Raw genomic sequence first — 22,212 nt, 5'->3', positions numbered from 1 at the left:
GCCAATTCATGACCATGACTGATCCGATCGCAGACATGCTCACGCGTCTGCGGAACGCGAACTCGGCGTACCACGACACCGTGGCGATGCCGCACTCGAAGATCAAGTCTCACATCGCGGAGATCCTCCAGCAGGAGGGCTTCATCACGGGCTGGAAGGTCGAGGACGCCGAGGTCGGCAAGTCCCTCGTCCTGGAGCTGAAGTTCGGCCCCAACCGTGAGCGCTCCATCGCGGGCATCAAGCGGATCTCCAAGCCCGGTCTCCGGGTTTACGCGAAGTCCACCAACCTGCCCAAGGTCCTCGGTGGCCTCGGCGTGGCGATCATCTCCACGTCGCACGGTCTCCTGACCGACAAGCAGGCCGGCAAGAAGGGCGTGGGTGGGGAAGTCCTCGCCTACGTCTGGTAGCGGAAGGGAACGGAGGAAACAGCTATGTCGCGTATTGGCAAGCTCCCCATCACGGTTCCCGCCGGCGTGGACGTCACCATCGACGGCCGTACGGTTTCGGTCAAGGGCCCCAAGGGCTCGCTGACCCACACCGTTGCCGCGCCGATCGACATCGCCAAGGGTGAGGACGGCGTTCTGAACGTCACCCGCCCCAACGACGAGCGTCAGAACAAGGCCCTGCACGGCCTGTCCCGCACGCTGGTGGCGAACATGATCACCGGCGTGACCCAGGGTTACGTGAAGAAGCTCGAGATCAGCGGTGTCGGTTACCGAGTGACCGCCAAGGGTTCGAACCTCGAGTTCGCACTCGGCTACAGCCACCCGATCGTCGTCGAGGCCCCCGAGGGCATCACCTTCAAGGTCGAGGCGCCCACGCGTTTCTCGGTCGAGGGCATCGACAAGCAGAAGGTCGGCGAGGTTGCGGCCAACATCCGCAAGCTGCGCAAGCCCGACCCGTACAAGGCCAAGGGCGTCAAGTACGAGGGCGAAGTCATCCGCCGCAAGGTCGGAAAGGCGGGTAAGTAAGCCATGGCATACGGACAGAAGATCCTGAAGGGCGACGCCTACAAGCGCGCCGCGATCAAGCGCCGTCACATCCGGATCCGCAAGCGGATCGCCGGTACGGCGGAGCGTCCCCGTCTGGTCGTTACCCGCTCGAACCGCCACATCGTGGCCCAGGTGATCGACGACATCAAGGGTCACACCCTGGCGTCGGCGTCCACCCTGGACACCTCGGTGCGTGGTGGCGAGGGCGACAAGTCCTCGCAGGCCAAGCAGGTCGGCGCCCTGGTCGCCGAGCGTGCCAAGGCCGCTGGTGTCGAGGCCGTCGTGTTCGACCGTGGTGGCAACCAGTACGCCGGGCGCATTGCCGCCCTGGCGGACGCCGCCCGCGAAGCCGGCTTGAAGTTCTGAGCCGTTCGTAGCTAGCGGAAAAGAGAGAGGTAAATCCAATGGCTGGACCCCAGCGCCGCGGTGGCGGTGCCGGTGGCGGCGAGCGGCGGGACCGGAAGGGCCGTGACGGCGGCGCAGCTGCCGCCGAGAAGACCGCGTACGTTGAGCGCGTTGTCGCGATCAACCGCGTCGCCAAGGTTGTGAAGGGTGGTCGTCGCTTCAGCTTCACCGCGCTGGTCGTGGTGGGCGACGGTGACGGCACCGTGGGTGTCGGTTACGGCAAGGCCAAGGAGGTGCCGGCCGCCATCGCCAAGGGTGTTGAGGAGGCCAAGAAGCACTTCTTCAAGGTCCCCCGTATCCAGGGCACCATCCCCCACCCCATCCAGGGTGAGAAGGCTGCCGGCGTCGTCCTGCTCAAGCCCGCGTCCCCCGGTACCGGCGTTATCGCCGGTGGCCCGGTGCGTGCCGTGCTCGAGTGCGCCGGTATCCACGACGTGCTGTCGAAGTCGCTCGGCTCCGACAACGCGATCAACATCGTGCACGCGACCGTGGAGGCCCTGAAGGGTCTGCAGCGTCCCGAGGAGATCGCGGCCCGCCGTGGTCTGCCGCTCGAGGACGTCGCCCCCGCGGCTCTTCTCCGTGCGCGTGCCGGGGCGGGTGCGTAATCATGGCGCAGCTCAAGATTACGCAGGTCAAGTCCTACATCGGCAGCAAGCAGAACCACCGTGACACCCTGCGTTCCCTTGGTCTCAAGGGCATCAACACGCAGGTCGTCAAGGAGGACCGCCCCGAGTTCCGCGGCATGGTGCACACCGTCCGCCACCTCGTGACGGTCGAGGAGGTCGACTGATCATGGCGGAGCAGAACCCGCTCAAGATCCACAACCTCCGTCCCGCCCCCGGCGCCAAGACCGCGAAGACCCGTGTCGGTCGTGGTGAGGCGTCGAAGGGTAAGACGGCCGGTCGTGGCACCAAGGGCACCAAGGCCCGTTACCAGGTTCCGGAGCGCTTCGAGGGTGGCCAGATGCCCCTCCACATGCGTCTCCCGAAGCTCAAGGGCTTCAAGAACCCGTTCAAGACCGAGTTCCAGGTCGTGAACCTCGACAAGCTGGCCGCGCTCTACCCCGAGGGTGGCGAGGTCACCGTCGAGGGTCTGGTGGCCAAGGGTGCCGTTCGCAAGAACAGCCTCGTCAAGGTCCTCGGCCAGGGCGAGATCACCGTGGCGCTGCAGGTGACGGTGGACGCCGTCTCCGGCTCCGCCAAGGAGAAGATCACCGCCGCCGGCGGTACCGTCACCGAGCTCGTCTGAACACATCAGGCGTCTCGATGACTTGAGCGATCCCGACCGGGGATACCCCACAAATGGGGTATCCCCGGTTGGTCGTTCCTAGGGTGGCAGTCTCGCGGGTAAGGTGGCCTGCACTGCCAACTTTTAACGTGTGCCTCACATGGGGCACTCGGAGCGGCAGTTGACCGTTACTTAATCGTCGAACCTCAAGACCGTCACCCTTGACGCAGTAGCGCGGGGGTCGCAGGAGGCACCGTGCTCACCGCGTTCGCCCGGGCGTTCAAGACGCCCGACCTGCGCAAGAAGCTGCTCTTCACGCTCGGCATCATCGTGGTCTACCGGGTCGGTACCCACGTACCGATCCCGGGCGTCGACTACACGTCCGTCCAGCAGTGCGTGGACGAGGCGTCCGGCAACCAGGGCCTCTTCGGTCTGGTCAACATGTTCAGCGGCGGCGCGCTGCTGCAGATCACGGTCTTCGCGCTGGGCATCATGCCGTACATCACGGCGAGCATCATTCTGCAGCTGCTGACCGTGGTGATCCCGCGTCTGGAGGCCCTCAAGAAGGAGGGTCAGTCCGGCACGGCGAAGATCACGCAGTACACCCGTTACCTGACGGTGGCGCTCGCCATCCTGCAGGGCACCGGCCTCGTCGCCACCGCCCGCAGCGGCGCCCTGTTCTCGGGCTGCACGGTCGCCGGACAGATCGTCCCGGACCGCTCGATCTTCGTGACCATCACCATGGTCATCACCATGACCGCCGGTACGGCCGTCGTCATGTGGCTCGGTGAGCTGATCACCGACCGCGGTGTCGGCAACGGCATGTCGATCCTGATGTTCATCTCGATCGCCGCGACCTTCCCGTCCGCGCTGTGGGCCATCAAGACGCAGGGCACCCTGGCCGACGGCTGGATCGAGTTCGGCACCGTGATGCTGGTCGGATTCGTCATGGTCGGCCTGGTGGTCTTCGTCGAGCAGGCCCAGCGCCGTATTCCGGTGCAGTACGCGAAGCGGATGATCGGTCGGCGTTCCTACGGCGGAACGTCCACTTACATCCCGTTGAAGGTGAACCAGGCAGGTGTGATTCCTGTCATCTTCGCCTCGTCGCTGCTCTACATCCCGGCTCTGATCGCGCAGTTCTCGAGCGGTAATTCCGGCTGGAAGTCCTGGATCGAGGCCAACCTCGTCAAGGGTGACCACCCGATTTACATCTCTATGTACTTCTTGCTCATCGTTTTCTTCGCGTTCTTCTACGTGGCGATCACCTTCAACCCCGAAGAAGTCGCCGACAACATGAAGAAGTATGGTGGCTTCATCCCGGGCATCCGGGCTGGCCGACCGACCGCTGAGTACCTGAGCTACGTGCTCAACCGGATCACCTGGCCGGGTTCGCTGTATCTGGGTCTGATCGCTCTCGTCCCGACGATCGCGTTGGCCGGTTTCGGCGCCAACCAGAACTTCCCGTTCGGTGGCACCAGCATCCTGATCATCGTGGGTGTCGGACTCGAGACCGTGAAGCAGATCGAGAGCCAGCTCCAGCAGCGCAATTACGAAGGGTTCCTCCGCTGATGCGAATCGTCCTCGTCGGGCCGCCTGGCGCCGGTAAGGGAACGCAAGCCACGCGCCTTGCCGAGAAGCTGAACATTCCGCACATCTCCACGGGCGACCTGTTCCGCGCCAACATCAGCCGGCAGACGGAGCTGGGCAAACTCGCGAAGTCCTACATGGACGCGGGCAACCTGGTTCCCGACGAGGTCACCATCGCCATGGCGAAGGACCGCATGGAGCAGCCCGACGCCGAGGGCGGCTTCCTGCTGGACGGCTTCCCGCGCAACGTCTCGCAGGCCGAGGCCCTGGACGAACTGCTGAAGACCGAGGCCATCAAGCTGGACGCGGTGCTGGACCTGGAGGCCCCGGAGGAGGAGGTCGTCAAGCGGATCGCCGGTCGGCGCATCTGCCGCAACGACTCCGCGCACGTCTTCCACGTCACGTACAAGAAGCCGGCCAAGGAAGGCGTCTGCGACGTCTGCGGCGGCGAGCTGTACCAGCGCGGTGACGACTCCGAGGACACCGTCCGTACGCGGCTGGAGGTCTACCACACGCAGACCGAGCCGATCATCGACTACTACAAGGCCCAGGGTCTGGTCGTCACGATCGAGGCCATGGGTCCGGTGGACGAGGTCACCACTCGTGCGCTGGCCGCGCTGAAGCGCGAGGGCGACGAGAAGTAGGTCCCGGTACGTCGCGGTAGCCGCGGTTCCTCTCCTGGAGCCGCGGCTGCTGTGTGCCGTGGGTCCGTCCCGACGGCACGACCACCCGCAGGCCGCGCACGTATGGTTGTGACGTAGCCCTTACCCCGGTCCCAGAAAGGCCCCCTCCGTCATGGTGCAGATCAAGAGCCCCGAGCAGATCGCCAAGATGCGCGAGGCGGGGCTGGTCGTCGCGGCCGTTCATGCGGCGACCCGGGAGGCCGCCGTACCGGGGGCCACCACCAAGGATCTGGACGAGGTCGCCCGCAAGGTGATCGCCGAGCACGGCGCGAAGTCGAACTTCCTGGGGTACGGCGGGTTCCCGGCCACCATCTGCACCTCCGTGAACGAGGTCGTCGTCCACGGCATCCCCTCCGACGAGGTCGTCCTCAAGGACGGGGACATCATCTCCATCGACGCCGGCGCGATCGTGGACGGCTGGCACGGCGACGCCGCCTTCACGGCCTTCGTGGGCTCCGGTCACGCACCGGAGCTGATCGAGCTCTCCCGGGTGACCGAGGAGTCGATGTGGGCCGGTATCGCGGCCATGAAGCCGGGCAACCGGCTCGTCGACGTCTCCCGCGCGATCGAGACGTACATCCGCCGCCAGCCCAAGGCCGGCGGCGGCCGCTACGGGATCATCGAGGACTACGGCGGCCACGGCATCGGCACCGAGATGCACATGGACCCGCACCTGCTGAACTACGTGGAGCGCCGCCGGGGCAAGGGCCCCAAGCTGGTGCCCGGGTTCTGCCTCGCCATCGAGCCGATGGTCTCGCTGGGCACCCCGAGGACCGAGGTCCTCCAGGACGACTGGACGGTCATCACCACCGACGGCACCTGGTCCTCGCACTGGGAGCACTCGGTCGCGCTGACCGAGCAGGGGCCGCTGGTGCTGACCGCGCCCGACGGCGGCAAGGCGAAGCTGGCCGAGCTGGGTGTCGTTGCCGCGCCCGACCCGCTTGCGTAATGATCTTCCGAGTGGGGCAGACTTCCCCGATTCGTCTTTCCGGGTGCGCTGACGTAGACTGACTCGTCGGCTCTTGTGTACCCGCATGTCTGCATGCGCTCACACTGAGTCGATCAAGGTAGTCGATTCGAAGGGCGAAGCGTGGCCAAGAAGCAAGGTGCCATCGAGATCGAGGGCACTGTCGTCGAGTCTCTGCCGAACGCCATGTTCAAGGTCGAGCTCCAGAACGGCCACCAGGTCCTGGCACACATCAGCGGCAAGATGCGTATGCACTACATCCGCATCCTCCCTGACGACCGGGTCGTGGTGGAGCTGTCTCCTTACGACCTGACGCGTGGCCGGATCGTCTACCGGTACAAGTAGATCTTGCCCGAGCCCCGGCACCGTCGGGGCTATGGCACTGACCCGGAGAACCTCAATCAATGAAGGTCAAGCCGAGCGTCAAGAAGATCTGCGACAAGTGCAGGGTGATCCGCCGTCACGGTCGGGTCATGGTCATTTGCGAGAACCCGCGCCACAAGCAGCGCCAGGGCTGACGCACGACCAATCCCTCTGCATCTCCATCGCAGAGTCTTCGCGCGACGCGAGCTGAGTTTGTTCATACGCAGGACCCAGACGCCCAGGCGTCTGACACCCCCGGTTCGGAGGCCGGGGACCCAGGCCGTACCAAGTCTTCGCAACAGAAGGCGCCGGCGGCTGGGAACCGGTTCTGCGGAAGACCTCCGAAGATCACCAGGAGCCATTGAATGGCACGCGTTTCCGGTGTTGACATCCCGCGCGACAAGCGCGTGGAGGTCGCCCTCACCTACGTGTTCGGCATTGGCCGGACCCTTTCGCAGGAGACGCTGGCTGCGACCGGCGTCGACCCGAACACCCGCGTTCGCGACCTCTCCGAGGAGCAGCTCGTCGCGATCCGCGAGTACGTGGACGCCAACATCAAGACCGAGGGTGACCTCCGTCGCGAGATCCAGGCCGACATCCGCCGCAAGGTCGAGATCGGCTGCTACCAGGGTCTCCGTCACCGTCGTGGTCTGCCCGTCCGCGGTCAGCGCACCAGCACGAACGCTCGTACCCGCAAGGGCCCGCGTCGCGCCATCGCCGGCAAGAAGAAGCCGGGCAAGAAGTAGTCCACAGCGGACTTCGCCGTCCAGCGGTCTTCGCTGTAGGACCGACCACCTCCCGTAGGAGTACAGATGCCCCCCAAGGGTCGTCAGGGCGCTGCCAAGAAGGTGCGCCGCAAGGAAAAGAAGAACGTCGCTCACGGCCACGCGCACATCAAGAGCACGTTCAACAACACGATCGTCTCCATCACGGACCCGTCCGGCAACGTGATCTCCTGGGCCTCCGCCGGCCACGTCGGCTTCAAGGGCTCCCGGAAGTCCACGCCGTTCGCCGCGCAGATGGCCGCCGAGTCGGCTGCCCGCCGCGCCCAGGAGCACGGCATGCGCAAGGTCGACGTGTTCGTGAAGGGTCCGGGTTCGGGTCGTGAGACCGCGATCCGTTCGCTCCAGGCCACGGGCCTCGAGGTCGGCTCCATCCAGGACGTCACCCCGACCCCGCACAACGGCTGCCGTCCGCCGAAGCGTCGTCGCGTCTGACCTCGCTTCGCAGGGCTTCTCGGGCGGTACGGCTCCTTCGGGGCGTACCGCCCGTACCCTTGTAGTACTCAAGGGCATCAAATAGTGGGTGCCCATGACTGAAGGATTCACTTCATGCTGATCGCTCAGCGTCCCTCGTTGACCGAAGAGGTCGTCGACGAGTTCCGCTCCCGGTTCGTGATCGAGCCGCTGGAGCCGGGCTTCGGCTACACCCTCGGCAACTCCCTGCGCCGTACGCTCCTGTCGTCGATCCCCGGCGCTGCTGTCACCAGCATCCGCATCGACGGCGTCCTGCACGAGTTCACCACCGTGCCGGGCGTCAAGGAGGACGTCACCGACCTGATCCTCAACATCAAGCAGCTGGTCGTCTCCTCGGAGCACGACGAGCCGGTCGTGATGTACCTGCGCAAGCAGGGTCCGGGTCTGGTCACCGCCGCCGACATCGCGCCCCCGGCCGGTGTCGAGGTGCACAACCCCGACCTGGTCCTCGCCACGCTCAACGGCAAGGGCAAGCTGGAGATGGAGCTGACCGTCGAGCGCGGTCGCGGCTACGTCTCCGCCGTGCAGAACAAGCAGGTGGGCCAGGAGATCGGCCGTATCCCGGTCGACTCCATCTACAGCCCCGTGCTGAAGGTCACGTACAAGGTCGAGGCGACCCGTGTCGAGCAGCGCACCGACTTCGACAAGCTGATCGTCGACGTCGAGACCAAGCAGGCGATGCGTCCGCGTGACGCCATGGCCTCCGCCGGCAAGACCCTGGTCGAGCTGTTCGGTCTCGCCCGCGAGCTGAACATCGACGCCGAGGGCATCGACATGGGCCCGTCCCCCACGGACGCCGCCCTTGCCGCGGATCTAGCGCTGCCGATCGAGGAGCTGGAGCTCACGGTCCGCTCCTACAACTGCCTCAAGCGCGAGGGCATCCACTCCGTGGGTGAGCTCGTGGCTCGTTCCGAGGCGGACCTGCTCGACATCCGCAACTTCGGTGCGAAGTCGATCGACGAGGTCAAGGCGAAGCTGGCCGGTATGGGCCTCGCGCTCAAGGACTCGCCTCCCGGGTTCGACCCGACCGCCGCGGCCGATGCCTTTGGCGCGGACGACGACGCGGACGCGGGCTTTGTGGAGACCGAGCAGTACTAAGAGCTCGGGCCTTCGGGTCCGTACTCGGGTGCGGGTGCGCTGTGGCTTGTCGCGCAGTTCCCCGCGCCCCCTCCGGGAGCGTCCCTTCGGGACTGCTCCCGGATCTCCGACAGGTAGCCGCCTGCTCGGATACTGACTTCGGTACCTCATACGGCCGGGGCAGACACACAGGAGATTGACATGCCGAAGCCCACCAAGGGTGCCCGTCTGGGCGGCAGCGCCGCGCACGAGAAGCTGCTCCTCGCCAACCTGGCGAAGAGCCTCTTCGAGCACGGCAAGATCACGACGACCGAGGCCAAGGCCCGTCGTCTGCGCCCGTACGCGGAGCGTCTGGTCACCAAGGCGAAGAAGGGCGACCTTCACAACCGCCGTCAGGTGCTCCAGGTGATCACGGACAAGAGCATCGTCCACACGCTCTTCACCGAGATCGGCCCGCGCTACGAGAACCGTCCGGGTGGCTACACCCGGATCACCAAGATCGGTAACCGCCGTGGCGACAACGCGCCCATGGCTGTCATCGAGCTGGTCGAGGCGCTGACGGTTGCGCAGGAGGCCACGGGTGAGGCCGAGGCCGCCACCAAGCGTGCCGCCAAGGACGCCGAGGTTGCCGAGACCAAGGTCGACACGGCCAAGGCCGACGACGCGGTTGAGGCCGACGAGGCTGCGGCCGAGGAGTCCAAGGACGCGTAAGCGTTCTGCCGGGGGCTGTTCGTCGGCGGGTGCGGCTTCGTCGTTGCTTGTCGCGCAGTTCCCCGCGCCCCTCAAGGGCGTTGCGGGTCCGTTCCTTTCGAGGGGCGGGCCCGCTTTTTTGTTGCTGAGAGGATCTACGGGTGAGTGACGAAGTGGAGCCCGGGTTCGTACGGGTACGGCTCGACCTGTCCTACGACGGGAGTGAGTTCTCCGGGTGGGCCAAGCAGGCCGGGGGGCGGCGGACCGTGCAGGGGGAGGTCGAGGAGGCGTTGCGGACCGTGACGCGGTCGGGGGCGACGACGTACGACCTGACCGTGGCCGGGCGGACCGACGCGGGTGTGCACGCGCGGGGGCAGGTGGCGCATGTGGATCTGCCCGCCGGGCTCTGGGAGGAGCACCGCGAGAAGCTGCTGAAGCGGCTCGCCGGCCGGTTGCCCAAGGACGTGCGGGTGTGGGCGATCGGTGAGGCGCCGGAGGGGTTCAACGCGCGGTTCGCCGCGCTGTGGCGGCGCTACATCTACCGGGTCGGTGACCGGCCGGGCGGGGTCGATCCGCTGTTGCGCAGTCATGTGCACTGGCACGACTGGGAGTTGGACGTCGCGGTGATGGACGCTGCCGCCAAGTCCCTCGTCGGGGAGCATGACTTCGCCGCCTACGCGAAGAAGCGCGAGGGGGCGTCCACGGTCCGGGAGATCTTCGACTTCGACGTGCGCCGCACGGCCGACGGGGTCGTCGAGATCGAGGTCCGCGCCGACGCCTTCTGCCACAACCAAGTGCGGTCCATGGTGGGCGCGTTGCTGTTCGTCGGGGACGGGCACCGCGGGGTGGAGTGGCCGCGCGCGGTACTCGACGCGGGGGTGCGCGACAGCGCCGTCCATGTCGTACGGCCGCACGGGCTGACGCTGGAGGAGGTCGCCTACCCGGCCGACGACCAGCTCGCGGAGCGGCAGCGGCAGGCCCGGCGGGTGCGCGGGCAGGTGCACTGAGCGCAGGTGCGCCGGGAGGGGTTCCGGAGTGCGGAGCCCCCTCTTCCAGGCCCTAGCCCGCCTGGGCCGCCGCGGACGCCTGGGCCTGGCCCCGGCGCTGGATCTGGCGGAAGGTGAACTCCTGGAGGTCGTCGCCGGTCGTGAAGACCTTGGTGTCCTTGGTCGTGACGTCCTTGCCGTCGGTGAAGCCGGCCACCGTGAAGTAGGCGTAGCGGCCGTAGGCGTTCCGGGTGGAGCGGCAGACGGCGGCGTTGCAGAAGGGCTTCACGCCCTTGCCGGACAGCGCCTTGACGATGCTCTTGTCGTCGGACTGGCCCTTGGCCTTGGTGGCCTGTGCCGCGGTGTCGAAGACGGCCACGCCGACCGTGACCGCGACGCCGTCCTTGACGTAGGTGACCCGCATCAGACGGGTGCAGCCGTTGGCGTCGAGGATCTTCGGCAGGGTCTTCAGGACGGCCGAGGAGCAGTCCTTGGTGTCGGCCGTCGGACCCTTCTTGTAGACGGTCTCGCCCATGGTCAGCTGGGTGCCCGGGAAGAGGGTCTCGGGGCCGAGCGGGGCGGTGTCCTTCTTCGCGCTGGCGACGAAGTCGTCCGGGTCCAGCGGGGGCGGCGCGCTCGTCGGCTCGAACGAGGGGGCCGGGCCGGTGGACCCGCTCGGTATGTCCGCGGTGGCGGGGAGCTGGGCGGTCGGCTTGTTGGACGCCTCGTTCCCGCTGTTCGCGGACACGACGGCCACGGCGACCGCGGCCGCCACGCCGACGGTGGCCAGCGCGCCGCCGCCGATGAACAGCAGCCTGCGCCGCTTGTTACGGGACTCGGACGCCTCGGCGAGCGCGGCCCAGTCCGGGGTCATGCCGTCGCTGCCGCTGGTCCACGGCTGCTGGGATTGAGGTTTCCAGGGGTCCCACTGAGGTTGGGATCCCCCCTGCTGCCCGAAGCTCATGGGGCGCATCTTAGACGGGGGCCGGGAGTGCCGTTCCGTGCCAAGAGGCCCTGGGGCGCCTGACGTTGCCCCGTCCGGTGAGCGCAAAAGCGACATCTCCGGGTGGTTGGTGCGAGCCGCCTTCCGGGCGCTCGCGGATCGCGTGTGCCAGTGGCATGAGCCTGACCAGGGGTCGTCACGCCGGGTGTGCCGGAGGTCACGGTCTTGGCGCTCTGTCGGGCGGGGGAGTGGTGCGGGGGGTAAAATCTGGTGCGGCAACGGCAGTGACCTCGTTTTGACCCGTCCGGGGAAGCCCAGGTATTCTGCCTGTTCGTTGTGTATTGGCTTGCTCATTCTCACGGGACGGGCCCTTACACCGGTCCACCGGGCCGATGACCAGCGACCAGCACGCGGTATGCGTCACCGCAGTGCGGTCAGGGCTGTCGTGATCGTTTCGGTGACCTGTTCAGGACCATTCACTCGAAGCGAAGGCTACGAACCGTGCGTACGTACAGCCCCAAGCCCGGCGATGTGACGCGCCAGTGGCACGTCATCGACGCCCAGGACATCGTCCTGGGGCGTCTCGCCACCACCGCAGCGACCCTTCTCCGGGGCAAGCACAAGCCGATCTACGCCCCCCACGTCGACACCGGTGACTTCGTCATCATCATCAACGCCGACAAGGTGCACCTGTCCGGCAACAAGCGGACCCAGAAGATGGCGTACCGCCACTCCGGCTACCCGGGTGGTCTGCGCTCCGTCCGCTACGACGAGCTGCTCGACAAGAACCCCGAGAAGGCCATCGAGAAGGCCGTCAAGGGCATGCTCCCCAAGAACTCCCTGGGCCGTCAGATGCTCTCGAAGCTGAAGGTCTACAAGGGTGACCAGCACCCGCACACGGCCCAGCAGCCGGTGCCGTTCGAGATCACCCAGGTCGCGCAGTAGTTCCGGCCACCCCCTAAGACTGAACAGAATCTGAGGAGCATCGTGGCCGAGACCACTGCCGAGCAGCCGCTCGAAGAGCTTGACATCGACAGCTACACCACCGAGTCCGAGGTTCCGGTGGAGGGTGAGTACACCTCCGAGTCCCTCGCCTCGCGCTTCGGTGAGCCCCAGCCGGCCGCCGGCCTGGGCCGTCGCAAGAACGCCATCGCCCGCGTCCGGATCGTCCCGGGCACCGGCAAGTGGAAGATCAACGGTCGCACCCTTGAGGACTACTTCCCCAACAAGGTGCACCAGCAGGAAGTCAACGAGCCCTTCAAGGTGCTCGAGCTCGAGGGCCGCTACGACGTCGTCGCCCGCATCGCCGGTGGCGGTGTCTCCGGTCAGGCCGGTGCGCTCCGTCTCGGTGTCGCCCGCGCGCTGAACGAGGCCGACGTGGACAACAACCGCGGCGCCCTCAAGAAGGCCGGCTTCCTCCGCCGCGACGACCGTGCGGTCGAGCGCAAGAAGGCCGGTCTGAAGAAGGCCCGCAAGGCTCCGCAGTACAGCAAGCGTTAAGCTTCGCTGCCTGCAGCTCGTAACGCCCCGGCGGCACGCCACAGTGCCGCCGGGGCGTTCGTTTATCACAGTCATGGGCGTATAACAGCACAAGACGTTCAAAGGCTTTTGTGATCGGGTGATCTGGGACGATCTCCCAAGGTGATCTCGAAAGTGACGCTTCATCAGGAGGACAAGTGGGACGACTCTTCGGCACGGACGGCGTGCGTGGTGTCGCCAACGCGGATCTGACCGCCGAGATGGCGCTCGGTCTGTCGGTCGCGGCGGCCCACGTGCTCGCCGAGGCGGGTACCTTCGAGGGCCACCGGGCGACAGCCGTGGTCGGACGGGACCCGCGTGCGTCCGGGGAGTTCCTGGAGGCCGCCGTGGTCGCCGGCCTGGCGAGCGCCGGGGTCGACGTGCTGCGGGTCGGCGTCCTGCCGACGCCCGCCGTGGCCCACCTCACCGGCGCGCTCGGCGCCGACCTGGGCGTCATGCTCTCCGCCAGCCACAACGCCATGCCGGACAACGGCATCAAGTTCTTCGCCCGGGGCGGTCACAAACTCGCCGACGAGCTGGAGGACCGGATCGAGTCCGTCTACGAGTCGCACCGGCACGGCGAGCCGTGGGAGCGGCCCACCGGCGCGGGCGTCGGCCGGGTGCGCGACTACGACGAGGGCCTCGACCAGTACGTCGCCCATCTCATCGGCGTGCTCCCCAACCGGCTCGACGGGTTGAGGATCGTCCTCGACGAGGCGCACGGCGCCGCCGCCCGGGTCTCGCCGGAGGCGTTCGCGCGGGCCGGCGCCGAAGTGATCACCATCGGTGCGGAGCCCGACGGGCTCAACATCAACGACGGCTGCGGCTCCACCCACCTCGGTCTGCTCAAGGCCGCCGTGGTCGAGCACGGCGCCGTCCTCGGCATCGCCCACGACGGCGACGCCGACCGCTGCCTCGCCGTCGACCACACCGGTGAGGAGGTGGACGGCGACCAGATCCTGGCCGTACTCGCGCTGGCGATGCGGGAGCGTTCCGCACTGCGCTCCGGCACCGTTGTCGCGACGGTCATGTCCAACCTCGGCTTCAAGCTGGCGATGGAGCGGGAAGGGCTGAACCTCGTCCAGACCGCCGTCGGCGACCGGTACGTGCTGGAGGAGATGAAGCGCCACGGCTACGCGCTCGGCGGCGAGCAGTCCGGGCACGTGATCGTCCTCGACCACGCCACCACCGGTGACGGCACGCTGACGGGCCTGCTGCTCGCGGCCCGGATCGCCGAGACCGGGCGGTCCCTCAAGGAGCTGGCCTCCGTGATGGAGCGGCTGCCGCAGGTGCTGGTCAACGTGCCCGACGTCGACAAGTCCCGGGTGCGGACCTCCGGGGAACTGGCCACCGCGGTCGCCGAGGCGGAGCGGGAGCTGGGCACCACCGGGCGGGTGCTGCTCAGGCCCTCCGGGACCGAGCCGCTGGTCCGGGTGATGGTCGAGGCCGCCGACATCGACCAGGCGCGCAGTGTCGCCGCGCGGCTGGCCGACGTGGTGAAGTCCGCGCTGGGCTAGGACCCTCCGTGGTCCGGGGGCCGGGGCCCCCGGACCTCTCAGGCGCGCTGTCGCCTGCGGTTCCAGAAGTACTTCTGGGCCAGCAGGGTCAGGGTGCCCGCGAGGACGATGCCCAGGAGGTTCAGCAGGAGCTGCTCCGAGGAGCCCACCGTCTGCTGGGTGTCGCCGTAGCTCAGGGCCACCGCCGCGTTCGCGGCCGCCGGGACGGTCGTGACGGAGATGGCGACGCCGACCAGGGCGCCCGACTTCGACGAGGTCAGCGAGAGGGTGCCGGCGGCGCCCGCCAGGACCGCGACGATGAACGAGAACCAGTCCGGCGCGTAGACGAAGCCGGTCTGCGGGCGGTCGCCCTCCAGCTGCTCCTCGCTGAACAGGTCGATCGCGTCCATGAAGAAGCTGAAGCCGACCGTGACGGCCATGGCCACCGCGAAGCCCACCAGCAGGGCGATCACGGAGCGCAGCGCGAGTCGCGGGGCGCGCTGTACCAGCGCCGTGCAGATGCCCGCCAGCGGGCCGAACTCCGGGCCGACGGCCATCGCGCCCACGATCAGGATCGCGTTGTCGAGCACCACACCGCAGGCCGCGATCATCGTGGCGAGGGTGAGGAACGCGAGGTAGGTGACGGAGAGCGTCGACTCCTCGTGCGTCGCCTCCGTCAGGTGCTCCCACAGGACCGCGTCCGCCCCCTCGCCCGGGGCGTCCTTCTCCGCCTTGTCGGCCCGCTCGGACAGCGAGAGGTCGATGTTCTCGACGGCGATGGAGCCGCTCTCCTCGATGTCCAGCTCCTGGAGCCCGCTGAGGAGTTCGTCGCCGGCCTCGCGGGCCACGTCGCACATGACCACGTCCCCGGCCGGGTTCCGGGCGGCCCCGGGCAGGACGACGAGGTGCGCGGTGCCGACCGTGTTCTCGATCAGCCGGACGGCCGCCTCGGTCCGGTCGGCCGGGGTGATCAGTCGCAGGTGCAGCATGGCGGCAGCGTAGCCGTCACAGCTTGCGCAGTCGCAGGCGCTGCACCTTGTGATCGGGGCCCTTGCGCAGGATCAGGGTGGCGCGGCCGCGGGTGGGGGCGACGTTCTCCACGAGGTTGGGCTTGTTGATGGTCCGCCAGGTGGTGCGCGCGTAGTCCAGCGCCTCCTCCTCGGAGACCTGGGTGTACTTGCGGAAGTACGAGGACGGGTTCTGGAAGGCCGTCGCGCGCAGCTTCTTGAAGCGGTTGAGGTACCAGTGCTCGATGTCCTCGGTGCGGGCGTCGACGTAGACGCTGAAGTCGAAGTAGTCGGCGAGGCCGACGCGGGTGCGGCCGTCCTTGCCGGGCAGCGCGGGCTGCAGGACGTTCAGGCCCTCGACGATCAGGATGTCCGGGCGGCGCACGGTGAGCTTGCGGTCCGGGACGATGTCGTAGATGAGGTGGGAGTAGACGGGGGCCGAGACCTCGTCCTTGCCCGCCTTGATGTCGGCGACGAACCGGGTCAGGGCACGGCGGTCGTACGACTCCGGGAAGCCCTTCCTCGACATCAGGCCGCGGTCCTGGAGCTCGCGCGTCGGCAGCAGGAACCCGTCCGTGGTGACCAGCTCCACCCGCGGGTGCTCCGGCCAGCGGGAGAGCAGGGCCTGGAGGAGCCGGGCGACCGTGGACTTGCCGACGGCGACCGAGCCGGCCACCCCTATGACGAAGGGGGTGCCCGACTGGGAGCCCTGCTCGCCGAGGAAGGTGTTGAGCGCGCCGCGCAGGCCGTCCGTGGCGCCGACGTAGAGGTTGAGCAGCCGGGAGAGCGGGAGGTAGATGTCCCGCACCTCGTCGAGGTCGATGACGTCGCCGAGACCGCGCAGCTTCTCGACCTCCTCGGCGGAGAGGGGCAGCGGCGTCTTGTCGCGCAGCGCGCTCCACTCGGCTCGGGTGAGGTCGACGTAGGGAGTCGCCTCCGGCTTGTGCCGGTGGGCGCTCCGGGGCATCGGGGAGACCGGAGAGATCACAGTCCATTGTTACGGGAGTACGAACGGACGGTGAGGTGGGATCCGTCACCCGGCTTCCCATTCCGGCCCTACGGGGACAAAGGGGGGAATGTCAGTGGCGTGCGTCACAGTTGTGGGAGAGGTGGGCCCAGCCCGGGCTCCACCGACCCCGAGGGGTGACCCATGACGTACGCGATCGAGGCGGAAGGCCTGGTCAAGCGGTTCAAGGAGACCGAGGCGCTGGCCGGGGTCGATCTGGGGGCCCGTCGTGGCACGGTGCTCGGCCTGCTGGGCCCCAACGGCGCGGGGAAGACCACCGCGGTGCGGATCTTCGCGACGCTGCTCCGGCCGGACGGCGGACGGGCCCGGGTGGCCGGGTACGACGTCGTGCGGGACGCGGCCGCGGTCCGCTCGCTGGTCGGGCTGACCGGGCAGTACGCCGCGGTGGACGAGAACCTGACCGGCACCGAGAACCTGCTGCTCATCGGCCGGCTGCTGGGTCTGCCCCGGCGGGAGGCCAGGGCGCGGGCGCGGGAGCTGCTGGAGCGCTTCCAGCTGACGTACGCGGCCGGGCGGGCGGTGAAGACGTACTCCGGCGGGATGCGGCGGCGGCTCGACCTCGCCGCGAGCCTGGTGGGGCGCCCCAGCATCCTCTTCCTCGACGAGCCGACGACCGGCCTCGACCCGCACAGTCGAGGGGAGCTGTGGGACCTGCTGAGGGGCCTGGTGGCGGACGGCGCGACGGCCCTGCTGACCACGCAGTACCTGAACGAGGCCGATGTGCTCGCCGACGACATCGTGGTGATCGACAAGGGCCGGGTGATCGCCGAGGGCACCCCGGACGAGCTGAAGTCGCAGGTCGGCGGGCAGGTGCTCCAGGTGCGGCCGCTGGTCGCGGGGGAGCTGGCGCGGGTGCACGCGGTGGTGGCCCGGGCGGCCGGCGCGCAGACCCAGATCGAGGGCGAGACGGTCACGGCGCCCGTGAAGGACCCCGAGCTGATGCCGGCCGTGGTGCGCTCCCTGGACCGGGAGGGGATAGCGGTGGGCGAGCTGGCGCTGCGCCGCTCCTCGCTGGACGAGGTGTTCCTCGCCCTGACCGGCCATCGGGCGGAGCCCGCCGGTGCCCCGGAGGAGCAGGGCGACGGGGAGGGGTCCGTCCGGGAGGACGGCGAGCTGCGCAAGGAGGTGAGCCGGACATGACCGCCACGACTCTCACCGCCCCCGGCACCCCCGGTGCCCGGTCCGGGCGGGTGCGGCCGCTCGCGGGACTCCAGCAGACCTTCACCATGGCCTGGCGGAGTCTGGTCGCGGTCAAGCACAACCCGTTGGAGCTGGTCGACTACAGCATCACGCCGATCATGTTCGTGTTCCTGTTCACCTACGTCCTGGGCGGCCAGATGGCCGGGTCCCCGGAGGCGTATCTGAAGTACGCGCTGCCCGGGATCATCGTGCAGAACACCCTGTTCATGACGATGTACACGGCGATGGCGCTCAACACCGACCTCACCAAGGGCGTCTTCGACCGGCTGCGGAGCCTGCCGATAGCCCGCTCGGCGCCGCTGATCGGCCGGATCACGGCGGACCTCGCCAAGCACCTGTGGGCGCTGCTGCTGATGATCGGTCTCGGGCTGCTGCTCGGCTTCCGGATCACGGGCGGGCTCGACGGCTTCCTGCTCGGCACCCTGCTGGTGATGGTGTTCGCGGCGGCCGTGTCGTGGACGGCGGTGCTGATCGGGATGCTCGCCGGGGACGCGGAGAAGGTGCAGGCGTTCGCGTTCACCCTGATCTTCCCGATCACCTTCACCAGCAGTGCCTTCGTGCAGGTCGACACGATGCCGGGCTGGCTCCAGGCGTGGAGCGACGTCAATCCGGTGACCCATCTCTCCGACGCCTTCCGCGGGCTGCTGCTCGGCGGGCCGGTGGCACAGCCGGTGCTCTGGTCGCTGGTGTGGGCGGCCGGGATAGCGGTCGTGTTCTATCCGCTGGCGATGCGGGCGTACCGGGCCAAGACCTGAGACCGGGCAAGACCTGAGACTGGGCCAGTACCTGAGCGCGGCCGGACGATCGGGCCCAGGAATTTCCGAAATCGGGCACGATGTGCCCGGTTCGGTGGCGAATTCGATCGTAGGCTGCCGCTCATGTGCGGAATCGTGGGATACGTGGGGTCGCAGTCGGCGCTCGATGTCGTGATGGCCGGGCTGAAGCGACTGGAGTACCGGGGATACGACTCGGCGGGCGTGGCCGTGCTCGCGGACGGCGGGCTCGCCGCCGCGAAGCGGGCCGGGAAGCTCGTCAATCTGGAGAAGCGACTGGTCGAGCGCCCGCTGCCGAGCGGCTCCACCGGGATCGGGCACACCCGCTGGGCCACCCACGGCGGGCCCACGGACGCCAACGCGCATCCGCACCTGGACAACGCGGGCCGGGTGGCCGTCGTGCACAACGGCATCATCGAGAACTTCGCGTCGCTGCGGGCCGAACTCGCCGAGCGCGGCCACGACCTCGCCTCGGAGACCGACACCGAGGTCGTCGCCCATCTGCTCGCCGAGGAGTTCTCCTCGTGCGCGGACCTCGCCGAGGCCATGCGCCAGGTGTGCCGACGGCTCCAGGGCGCGTTCACCCTGGTCGCGGTGCACGCGGACGAGCCCGGCGTGGTCGTCGGCGCGCGCCGCAACTCCCCGCTGGTGGTGGGCGTCGGCGAGGGCGAGGCGTTCCTCGCCTCGGACGTGGCCGCCTTCATCGCCCACACCCGTACCGCCATCGAACTGGGCCAGGACCAGGTGGTGGAGCTGCGCCGGGACGGGGTGACGGTGACCGGCTTCGACGGCAGCCCGGCCGAGGTCCGCACCTACCGCGTCGACTGGGACGCCTCGGCCGCCGAGAAGGGCGGCTACGACTACTTCATGCTCAAGGAGATCGCCGAGCAGCCCAAGGCGGTCGCCGACACCCTGCTGGGCCGGATCGACGCGGCCGGCTCGCTGACCCTGGACGAGGTGCGCATCCCGGCGGCGGAACTCCGCGAGATCCACAAGGTCGTCGTGGTGGCCTGCGGCACCGCCTTCCACGCCGGACTGATCGCCAAGTACGCCATCGAGCACTGGACGCGGATCCCCTGCGAGGTGGAGCTGGCGAGCGAGTTCCGCTACCGGGACCCCATCCTCGACGCGCGGACCCTGGTCATCGCGATCTCCCAGTCCGGGGAGACCATGGACACGCTGATGGCGGTGCGGCACGCCCGGGAGCAGGGCTCCAGGGTGCTGGCCGTCTGCAACACCAACGGCTCCACGATCCCGCGCGAGTCGGACGCGGTGCTCTACACGCACGCGGGCCCCGAGGTCGCCGTCGCCTCGACCAAGGCGTTCCTGACCCAGCTGGTCGCCTGCTATCTCGTGGCGCTCTACCTCGGCCAGGTCCGCGGCACCAAATGGGGCGACGAGATCCGGGCGGTCGTACGGGACCTCGCGGAGATCTCCGGCGCGGTGGAGCGCGTGCTGGAGACGATGGAACCGGTGCGGGAGCTGGCCCGTTCGCTCGCCGACAAGAAGACGGTGCTGTTCCTGGGCCGGCACGTCGGCTATCCGGTGGCGCTGGAGGGCGCGCTGAAGCTGAAGGAGCTGGCCTACATGCACGCCGAGGGGTTCGCGGCGGGCGAGCTGAAGCACGGGCCGATCGCGCTGATCGAGGACGACCTGCCGGTGGTGGTCGTCGTCCCGTCGCCCAAGGGGCGGTCCGTCCTCCACGACAAGATGGTCTCCAACATCCAGGAGATCCGGGCCCGCGGGGCGCGGACCGTCGTCATCGCGGAGGAGGGCGACGAGGAGGTGGCCCCGTACGCGGACCATCTGATCCGCATCCCTGCGACGCCGACCCTGCTGCAACCCCTGGTGGCCACCGTGCCGTTGCAGGTCTTCGCCTGCGAGCTGGCCACGGCCCGCGGCAACGAGGTCGACCAGCCGCGGAACCTGGCGAAGTCGGTGACGGTCGAGTAGCGGGGGTCGCTCGCCGGGTACGGGTGGCGGGCGTCGCTCGCCGGGTACGGGTGGCGGGGGCCGCTCACCAGGTCAGGGTGAGCGACCCTCCCACCGGGAGCGCGTGCCAGCGCTCGGCGTACTCGTCGAGCCGGGCCACGATCCGGTCGACCACCGGCGGCAGCTCCCGGACCGTCACATAGGCCGGGAGCTGTGCCGCGTGGCCGTTGCGGACCTCCCACACCGGTACGGCGATCCCCGCCAGCTCCTCCGACCTGGCCATGTCGGCGCGGGCGGCGGGGGAGGACCGGGGGCGCTTGGACCTGCGGTGCCGGGCGGCCCGGGTCCGCTCCGCCGGGTCGGCCGGCCAGAACAGGCCGTTGTCGCCGGCGGCGACCTGGCCGTAGACCCCGAGCGCGATGCCCGCCTCCGCCTCGACCAGGAAGTGCACGAGGTCGTGGGGGAGGTAGGGATGGCCGCCGGGGCCGTTGCGCGGCGCGAGCGCGGCGCCCTTCTCCCGGTGCACGGCGATGTCGTAGCTCGTTCCGGGACCCTTGGTGAAGACCACACGCATGTCCACGACGGTAGGCGGCCGTGGCGACGGCACGCACCCGGTTTTCAGTCCCCGACGTCCCGCCACGCCCGGGTGATGCCCTCCGCCAGGTCCTGCGCCCCCACCGGGGCGCCGTCCGCCGCGTACCGCCCCGCCAGGCCGTGCAGATAGGCCGCCACGCTGCCCGCGTCGCGCGCCCCCAGGCCCGAGGCCAGCAGGGAGCCGGCCAGTCCCGACAGCACGTCCCCGCTGCCGGCGGTGGCCAGCCAGGGCGTGCCCGTCGCGTTCACCCGCACCGGCGTGCCGGCCCCCGGGTCCGCGACCAGCGTCGTCGAGCCCTTCAGCAGCACCGTCGCCCGGTACCGGTCCGCCAGTTCGCGTACCGCCGTGAGCCGGGCGCCCTCGACCTCCGCGCGGTCCACGCCGAGCAGGGCCGCGGCCTCCCCGGCGTGCGGGGTCATCAGGGTGGGGGCCGTCCGGGCCCGTACCGTGTCCCGGTCCGCCAGGCGCAGCCCGTCCGCGTCGAGCAGCACCGGTACGTCCGCGGCGAGGGCCTCGGCGACCGGCGCCGCGTCGTCCCCGGCGCCCGGTCCGGTCACCCATGCCTGCACCCGGCCCGCCTTCGCCGGCCCGGTGTCCGACACCAGCGTCTCCGGGAAGCGGGCCAGCACCGCGTCCCCCGCCGGGCCGACGTACCGCACGGCCCCCGCGCCGCCCCGCAGCGCGCCCGCGACCGCCAGCACCGCCGCCCCCGGGTACCGTGCCGACCCGGCCGCGACTCCGACGACGCCCCGCCGGTACTTGTCGCTCTCCGCGCCCGGCACCGGCAGCAGCCGCGCCACGTCCGCGTGCTGCAGCGCCTCCAGCTCGGCGGTCTTTGGGAGTTCCAGGCCGATGTCGACGAGCCGGACGGTCCCGGCGTACTCCCGTGCCGGGTCGATCAGCAGCGCCGGCTTGTGGGTGCCGAAGGTGACCGTGAGGTCGGCCCGTACCGCGGCGCCCGGTACCCGGCCGGTGTCCGCGTCCACGCCGCTCGGCAGGTCCACCGCGACCACGGCGGCCCGGGACCGGGCGGCCAGTTCGGCGAGCCGTGCCGCGTCCGGGCGCAGGCCGCCTCGGCCGCCGATGCCGACGATGCCGTCGAGTACGAGGTCCGCTCGGCGGATCAGGTTCTCGGCCGCCTCGGCCCCCTTGGTCCCCTCGGGGTCCGTCTCCCGGCCGCCCGCGCGGCGCAGTGCCGCGAGCCCGCCCGCGTGTGCGCGCCCCGGGCTCAGGGTCACCGCGGTGACGCCGGCGCCTCTGCGGGCGAGGCGGGCGCCGGCGTGGAGCGCGTCGCCTCCGTTGTCGCCGCTGCCGATCAGGAGTACGACGCGGCTGCCGTACACCCGGCCGAGGAGGTCCGCGCAGGCCGCGGCGAGTCCGGCCGCCGCGCGCTGCATCAGGGTGCCCTCGGGCAGCCGCGCCATCAGTTCCTGTTCGGCCGCCCGGACCGTCTGAACGCTGTACGCACTCCGCATGGGGCCGAGTCTC

Annotated in this window: 27 protein-coding genes; 22 read left to right on the top strand and 5 right to left on the bottom strand. The window is 69.2% G+C overall.

What is annotated here, in order from left to right; genetic code table 11:
* Positions 1–8 precede the first annotated feature (8 nt).
* From rpsH to truA, 16 genes are all read left to right on the top strand, one after another.
* A complete protein-coding gene (rpsH, locus tag ABT296_RS25700; protein WP_053759511.1) occupies positions 9–407 on the top strand; it encodes a 30S ribosomal protein S8 in 399 nt (132 codons plus the stop codon).
* A 24-nt stretch (positions 408–431) separates the two neighbouring features.
* Complete coding sequence (rplF, locus tag ABT296_RS25695) at positions 432–971, top strand: 50S ribosomal protein L6 (protein WP_351930999.1); 540 nt, start codon at positions 432–434, stop codon at positions 969–971.
* A gap of 3 nt (positions 972–974) precedes the next feature.
* A complete protein-coding gene (gene rplR / locus ABT296_RS25690; protein WP_351930998.1) occupies positions 975–1,358 on the top strand; it encodes a 50S ribosomal protein L18 in 384 nt (127 codons plus the stop codon).
* Positions 1,359–1,396: 38 nt separating this feature from the next.
* The gene (gene rpsE / locus ABT296_RS25685) at positions 1,397–2,002 is read left to right on the top strand and encodes a 30S ribosomal protein S5 (protein ID WP_009190144.1); all 606 of its coding nucleotides are present in this window, start codon (positions 1,397–1,399) and stop codon (positions 2,000–2,002) included.
* Between the two features lie 2 nt (positions 2,003–2,004).
* Positions 2,005–2,187, top strand: a complete 183-nt coding sequence (gene rpmD / locus ABT296_RS25680; protein WP_003974250.1) for a 50S ribosomal protein L30 — start codon at positions 2,005–2,007, stop codon at positions 2,185–2,187.
* Positions 2,188–2,189: 2 nt separating this feature from the next.
* Complete coding sequence (gene rplO, locus ABT296_RS25675; RefSeq protein WP_351930997.1) at positions 2,190–2,645, top strand: 50S ribosomal protein L15; 456 nt, start codon at positions 2,190–2,192, stop codon at positions 2,643–2,645.
* Positions 2,646–2,879: 234 nt separating this feature from the next.
* Positions 2,880–4,193: a preprotein translocase subunit SecY gene (secY, locus tag ABT296_RS25670; protein WP_351930996.1), complete on the top strand. Its 1,314-nt coding sequence runs from the start codon at positions 2,880–2,882 to the stop codon at positions 4,191–4,193.
* Positions 4,193–4,855: an adenylate kinase gene (locus ABT296_RS25665; protein WP_351930995.1), complete on the top strand. Its 663-nt coding sequence runs from the start codon at positions 4,193–4,195 to the stop codon at positions 4,853–4,855. The genes secY and ABT296_RS25665 overlap by 1 nt, the downstream gene beginning before the upstream one ends.
* Positions 4,856–5,006: 151 nt before the next feature.
* Positions 5,007–5,843, top strand: coding sequence for a type I methionyl aminopeptidase (gene map / locus ABT296_RS25660; protein ID WP_351930994.1), 837 nt, complete (start codon positions 5,007–5,009; stop codon positions 5,841–5,843).
* 141 nt (positions 5,844–5,984) lie between these two features.
* Positions 5,985–6,206, top strand: coding sequence for a translation initiation factor IF-1 (gene infA, locus ABT296_RS25655; RefSeq protein ID WP_003948620.1), 222 nt, complete (start codon positions 5,985–5,987; stop codon positions 6,204–6,206).
* 59 nt (positions 6,207–6,265) lie between these two features.
* Positions 6,266–6,379: a 50S ribosomal protein L36 gene (rpmJ, locus tag ABT296_RS25650; RefSeq protein ID WP_003998809.1), complete on the top strand. Its 114-nt coding sequence runs from the start codon at positions 6,266–6,268 to the stop codon at positions 6,377–6,379.
* Positions 6,380–6,589: 210 nt separating this feature from the next.
* Positions 6,590–6,970 (top strand): 30S ribosomal protein S13, encoded by a 381-nt coding sequence (rpsM, locus tag ABT296_RS25645; protein ID WP_189712333.1) that lies wholly within the window; start codon positions 6,590–6,592, stop codon positions 6,968–6,970.
* Between the two features lie 66 nt (positions 6,971–7,036).
* Positions 7,037–7,441, top strand: coding sequence for a 30S ribosomal protein S11 (gene rpsK, locus ABT296_RS25640; protein WP_003956432.1), 405 nt, complete (start codon positions 7,037–7,039; stop codon positions 7,439–7,441).
* A gap of 114 nt (positions 7,442–7,555) precedes the next feature.
* Positions 7,556–8,578: a DNA-directed RNA polymerase subunit alpha gene (locus ABT296_RS25635; protein WP_003966937.1), complete on the top strand. Its 1,023-nt coding sequence runs from the start codon at positions 7,556–7,558 to the stop codon at positions 8,576–8,578.
* A gap of 180 nt (positions 8,579–8,758) precedes the next feature.
* Positions 8,759–9,268, top strand: coding sequence for a 50S ribosomal protein L17 (gene rplQ / locus ABT296_RS25630; RefSeq protein WP_351930993.1), 510 nt, complete (start codon positions 8,759–8,761; stop codon positions 9,266–9,268).
* A gap of 140 nt (positions 9,269–9,408) precedes the next feature.
* Positions 9,409–10,254 (top strand): tRNA pseudouridine(38-40) synthase TruA, encoded by an 846-nt coding sequence (gene truA, locus ABT296_RS25625; RefSeq protein ID WP_351930992.1) that lies wholly within the window; start codon positions 9,409–9,411, stop codon positions 10,252–10,254.
* A gap of 52 nt (positions 10,255–10,306) precedes the next feature.
* Here the strand turns inward: truA and ABT296_RS25620 are convergent, their stop codons facing one another.
* On the bottom strand, positions 10,307–11,197 hold the full coding sequence (locus ABT296_RS25620; RefSeq protein ID WP_351930991.1) for a hypothetical protein: 891 nt from the start codon (positions 11,195–11,197) through the stop codon (positions 10,307–10,309).
* Between the two features lie 480 nt (positions 11,198–11,677).
* On the opposite strand from ABT296_RS25620, the gene rplM reads away from it, so the two are divergent.
* From rplM to glmM, 3 genes are all read left to right on the top strand, one after another.
* Positions 11,678–12,121 carry a 50S ribosomal protein L13 gene (gene rplM, locus ABT296_RS25615; protein WP_351930990.1) on the top strand — a complete coding sequence of 148 codons (444 nt, stop codon included), beginning with the start codon at positions 11,678–11,680 and terminating at the stop codon, positions 12,119–12,121.
* 42 nt (positions 12,122–12,163) lie between these two features.
* Positions 12,164–12,676 (top strand): 30S ribosomal protein S9, encoded by a 513-nt coding sequence (rpsI, locus tag ABT296_RS25610; protein ID WP_351930989.1) that lies wholly within the window; start codon positions 12,164–12,166, stop codon positions 12,674–12,676.
* Between the two features lie 176 nt (positions 12,677–12,852).
* Complete coding sequence (gene glmM, locus ABT296_RS25605; protein ID WP_351930988.1) at positions 12,853–14,211, top strand: phosphoglucosamine mutase; 1,359 nt, start codon at positions 12,853–12,855, stop codon at positions 14,209–14,211.
* 38 nt (positions 14,212–14,249) lie between these two features.
* On the opposite strand, the gene ABT296_RS25600 is transcribed toward glmM, so the two are convergent.
* Positions 14,250–15,179, bottom strand: a complete 930-nt coding sequence (locus tag ABT296_RS25600) for a DUF389 domain-containing protein (RefSeq protein WP_351930987.1) — start codon at positions 15,177–15,179, stop codon at positions 14,250–14,252.
* Positions 15,180–15,195: 16 nt separating this feature from the next.
* Entirely contained in the window at positions 15,196–16,164 is a 969-nt protein-coding gene (coaA, locus tag ABT296_RS25595; protein WP_351930986.1) for a type I pantothenate kinase, read from the bottom strand.
* 183 nt (positions 16,165–16,347) lie between these two features.
* On the opposite strand from coaA, the gene ABT296_RS25590 reads away from it, so the two are divergent.
* From ABT296_RS25590 to glmS, 3 genes are all read left to right on the top strand, one after another.
* Positions 16,348–17,364, top strand: a complete 1,017-nt coding sequence (locus tag ABT296_RS25590) for an ATP-binding cassette domain-containing protein (protein ID WP_351930985.1) — start codon at positions 16,348–16,350, stop codon at positions 17,362–17,364.
* Positions 17,361–18,179, top strand: a complete 819-nt coding sequence (locus tag ABT296_RS25585) for an ABC transporter permease (protein WP_351930984.1) — start codon at positions 17,361–17,363, stop codon at positions 18,177–18,179. The genes ABT296_RS25590 and ABT296_RS25585 overlap by 4 nt, the downstream gene beginning before the upstream one ends.
* Positions 18,180–18,302: 123 nt before the next feature.
* Positions 18,303–20,150 carry a glutamine--fructose-6-phosphate transaminase (isomerizing) gene (gene glmS / locus ABT296_RS25580; RefSeq protein WP_351930983.1) on the top strand — a complete coding sequence of 616 codons (1,848 nt, stop codon included), beginning with the start codon at positions 18,303–18,305 and terminating at the stop codon, positions 20,148–20,150.
* A gap of 64 nt (positions 20,151–20,214) precedes the next feature.
* On the opposite strand, the gene ABT296_RS25575 is transcribed toward glmS, so the two are convergent.
* The gene (locus tag ABT296_RS25575) at positions 20,215–20,703 is read right to left on the bottom strand and encodes a hypothetical protein (protein ID WP_351930982.1); all 489 of its coding nucleotides are present in this window, start codon (positions 20,701–20,703) and stop codon (positions 20,215–20,217) included.
* Positions 20,704–20,747: 44 nt separating this feature from the next.
* A complete protein-coding gene (locus ABT296_RS25570) occupies positions 20,748–22,199 on the bottom strand; it encodes an NAD(P)H-hydrate dehydratase (RefSeq protein WP_351930981.1) in 1,452 nt (483 codons plus the stop codon).
* Between the last annotated feature and the right edge of the window lie 13 nt (positions 22,200–22,212).

Origin of the sequence: Streptomyces sp. NPDC000983, assembly GCF_040299205.1 — a bacterium.
Classification (GTDB): Bacteria; Actinomycetota; Actinomycetes; order Streptomycetales; family Streptomycetaceae; genus Streptomyces.
This window is presented reverse-complemented; position numbering and strand designations above follow the sequence as displayed.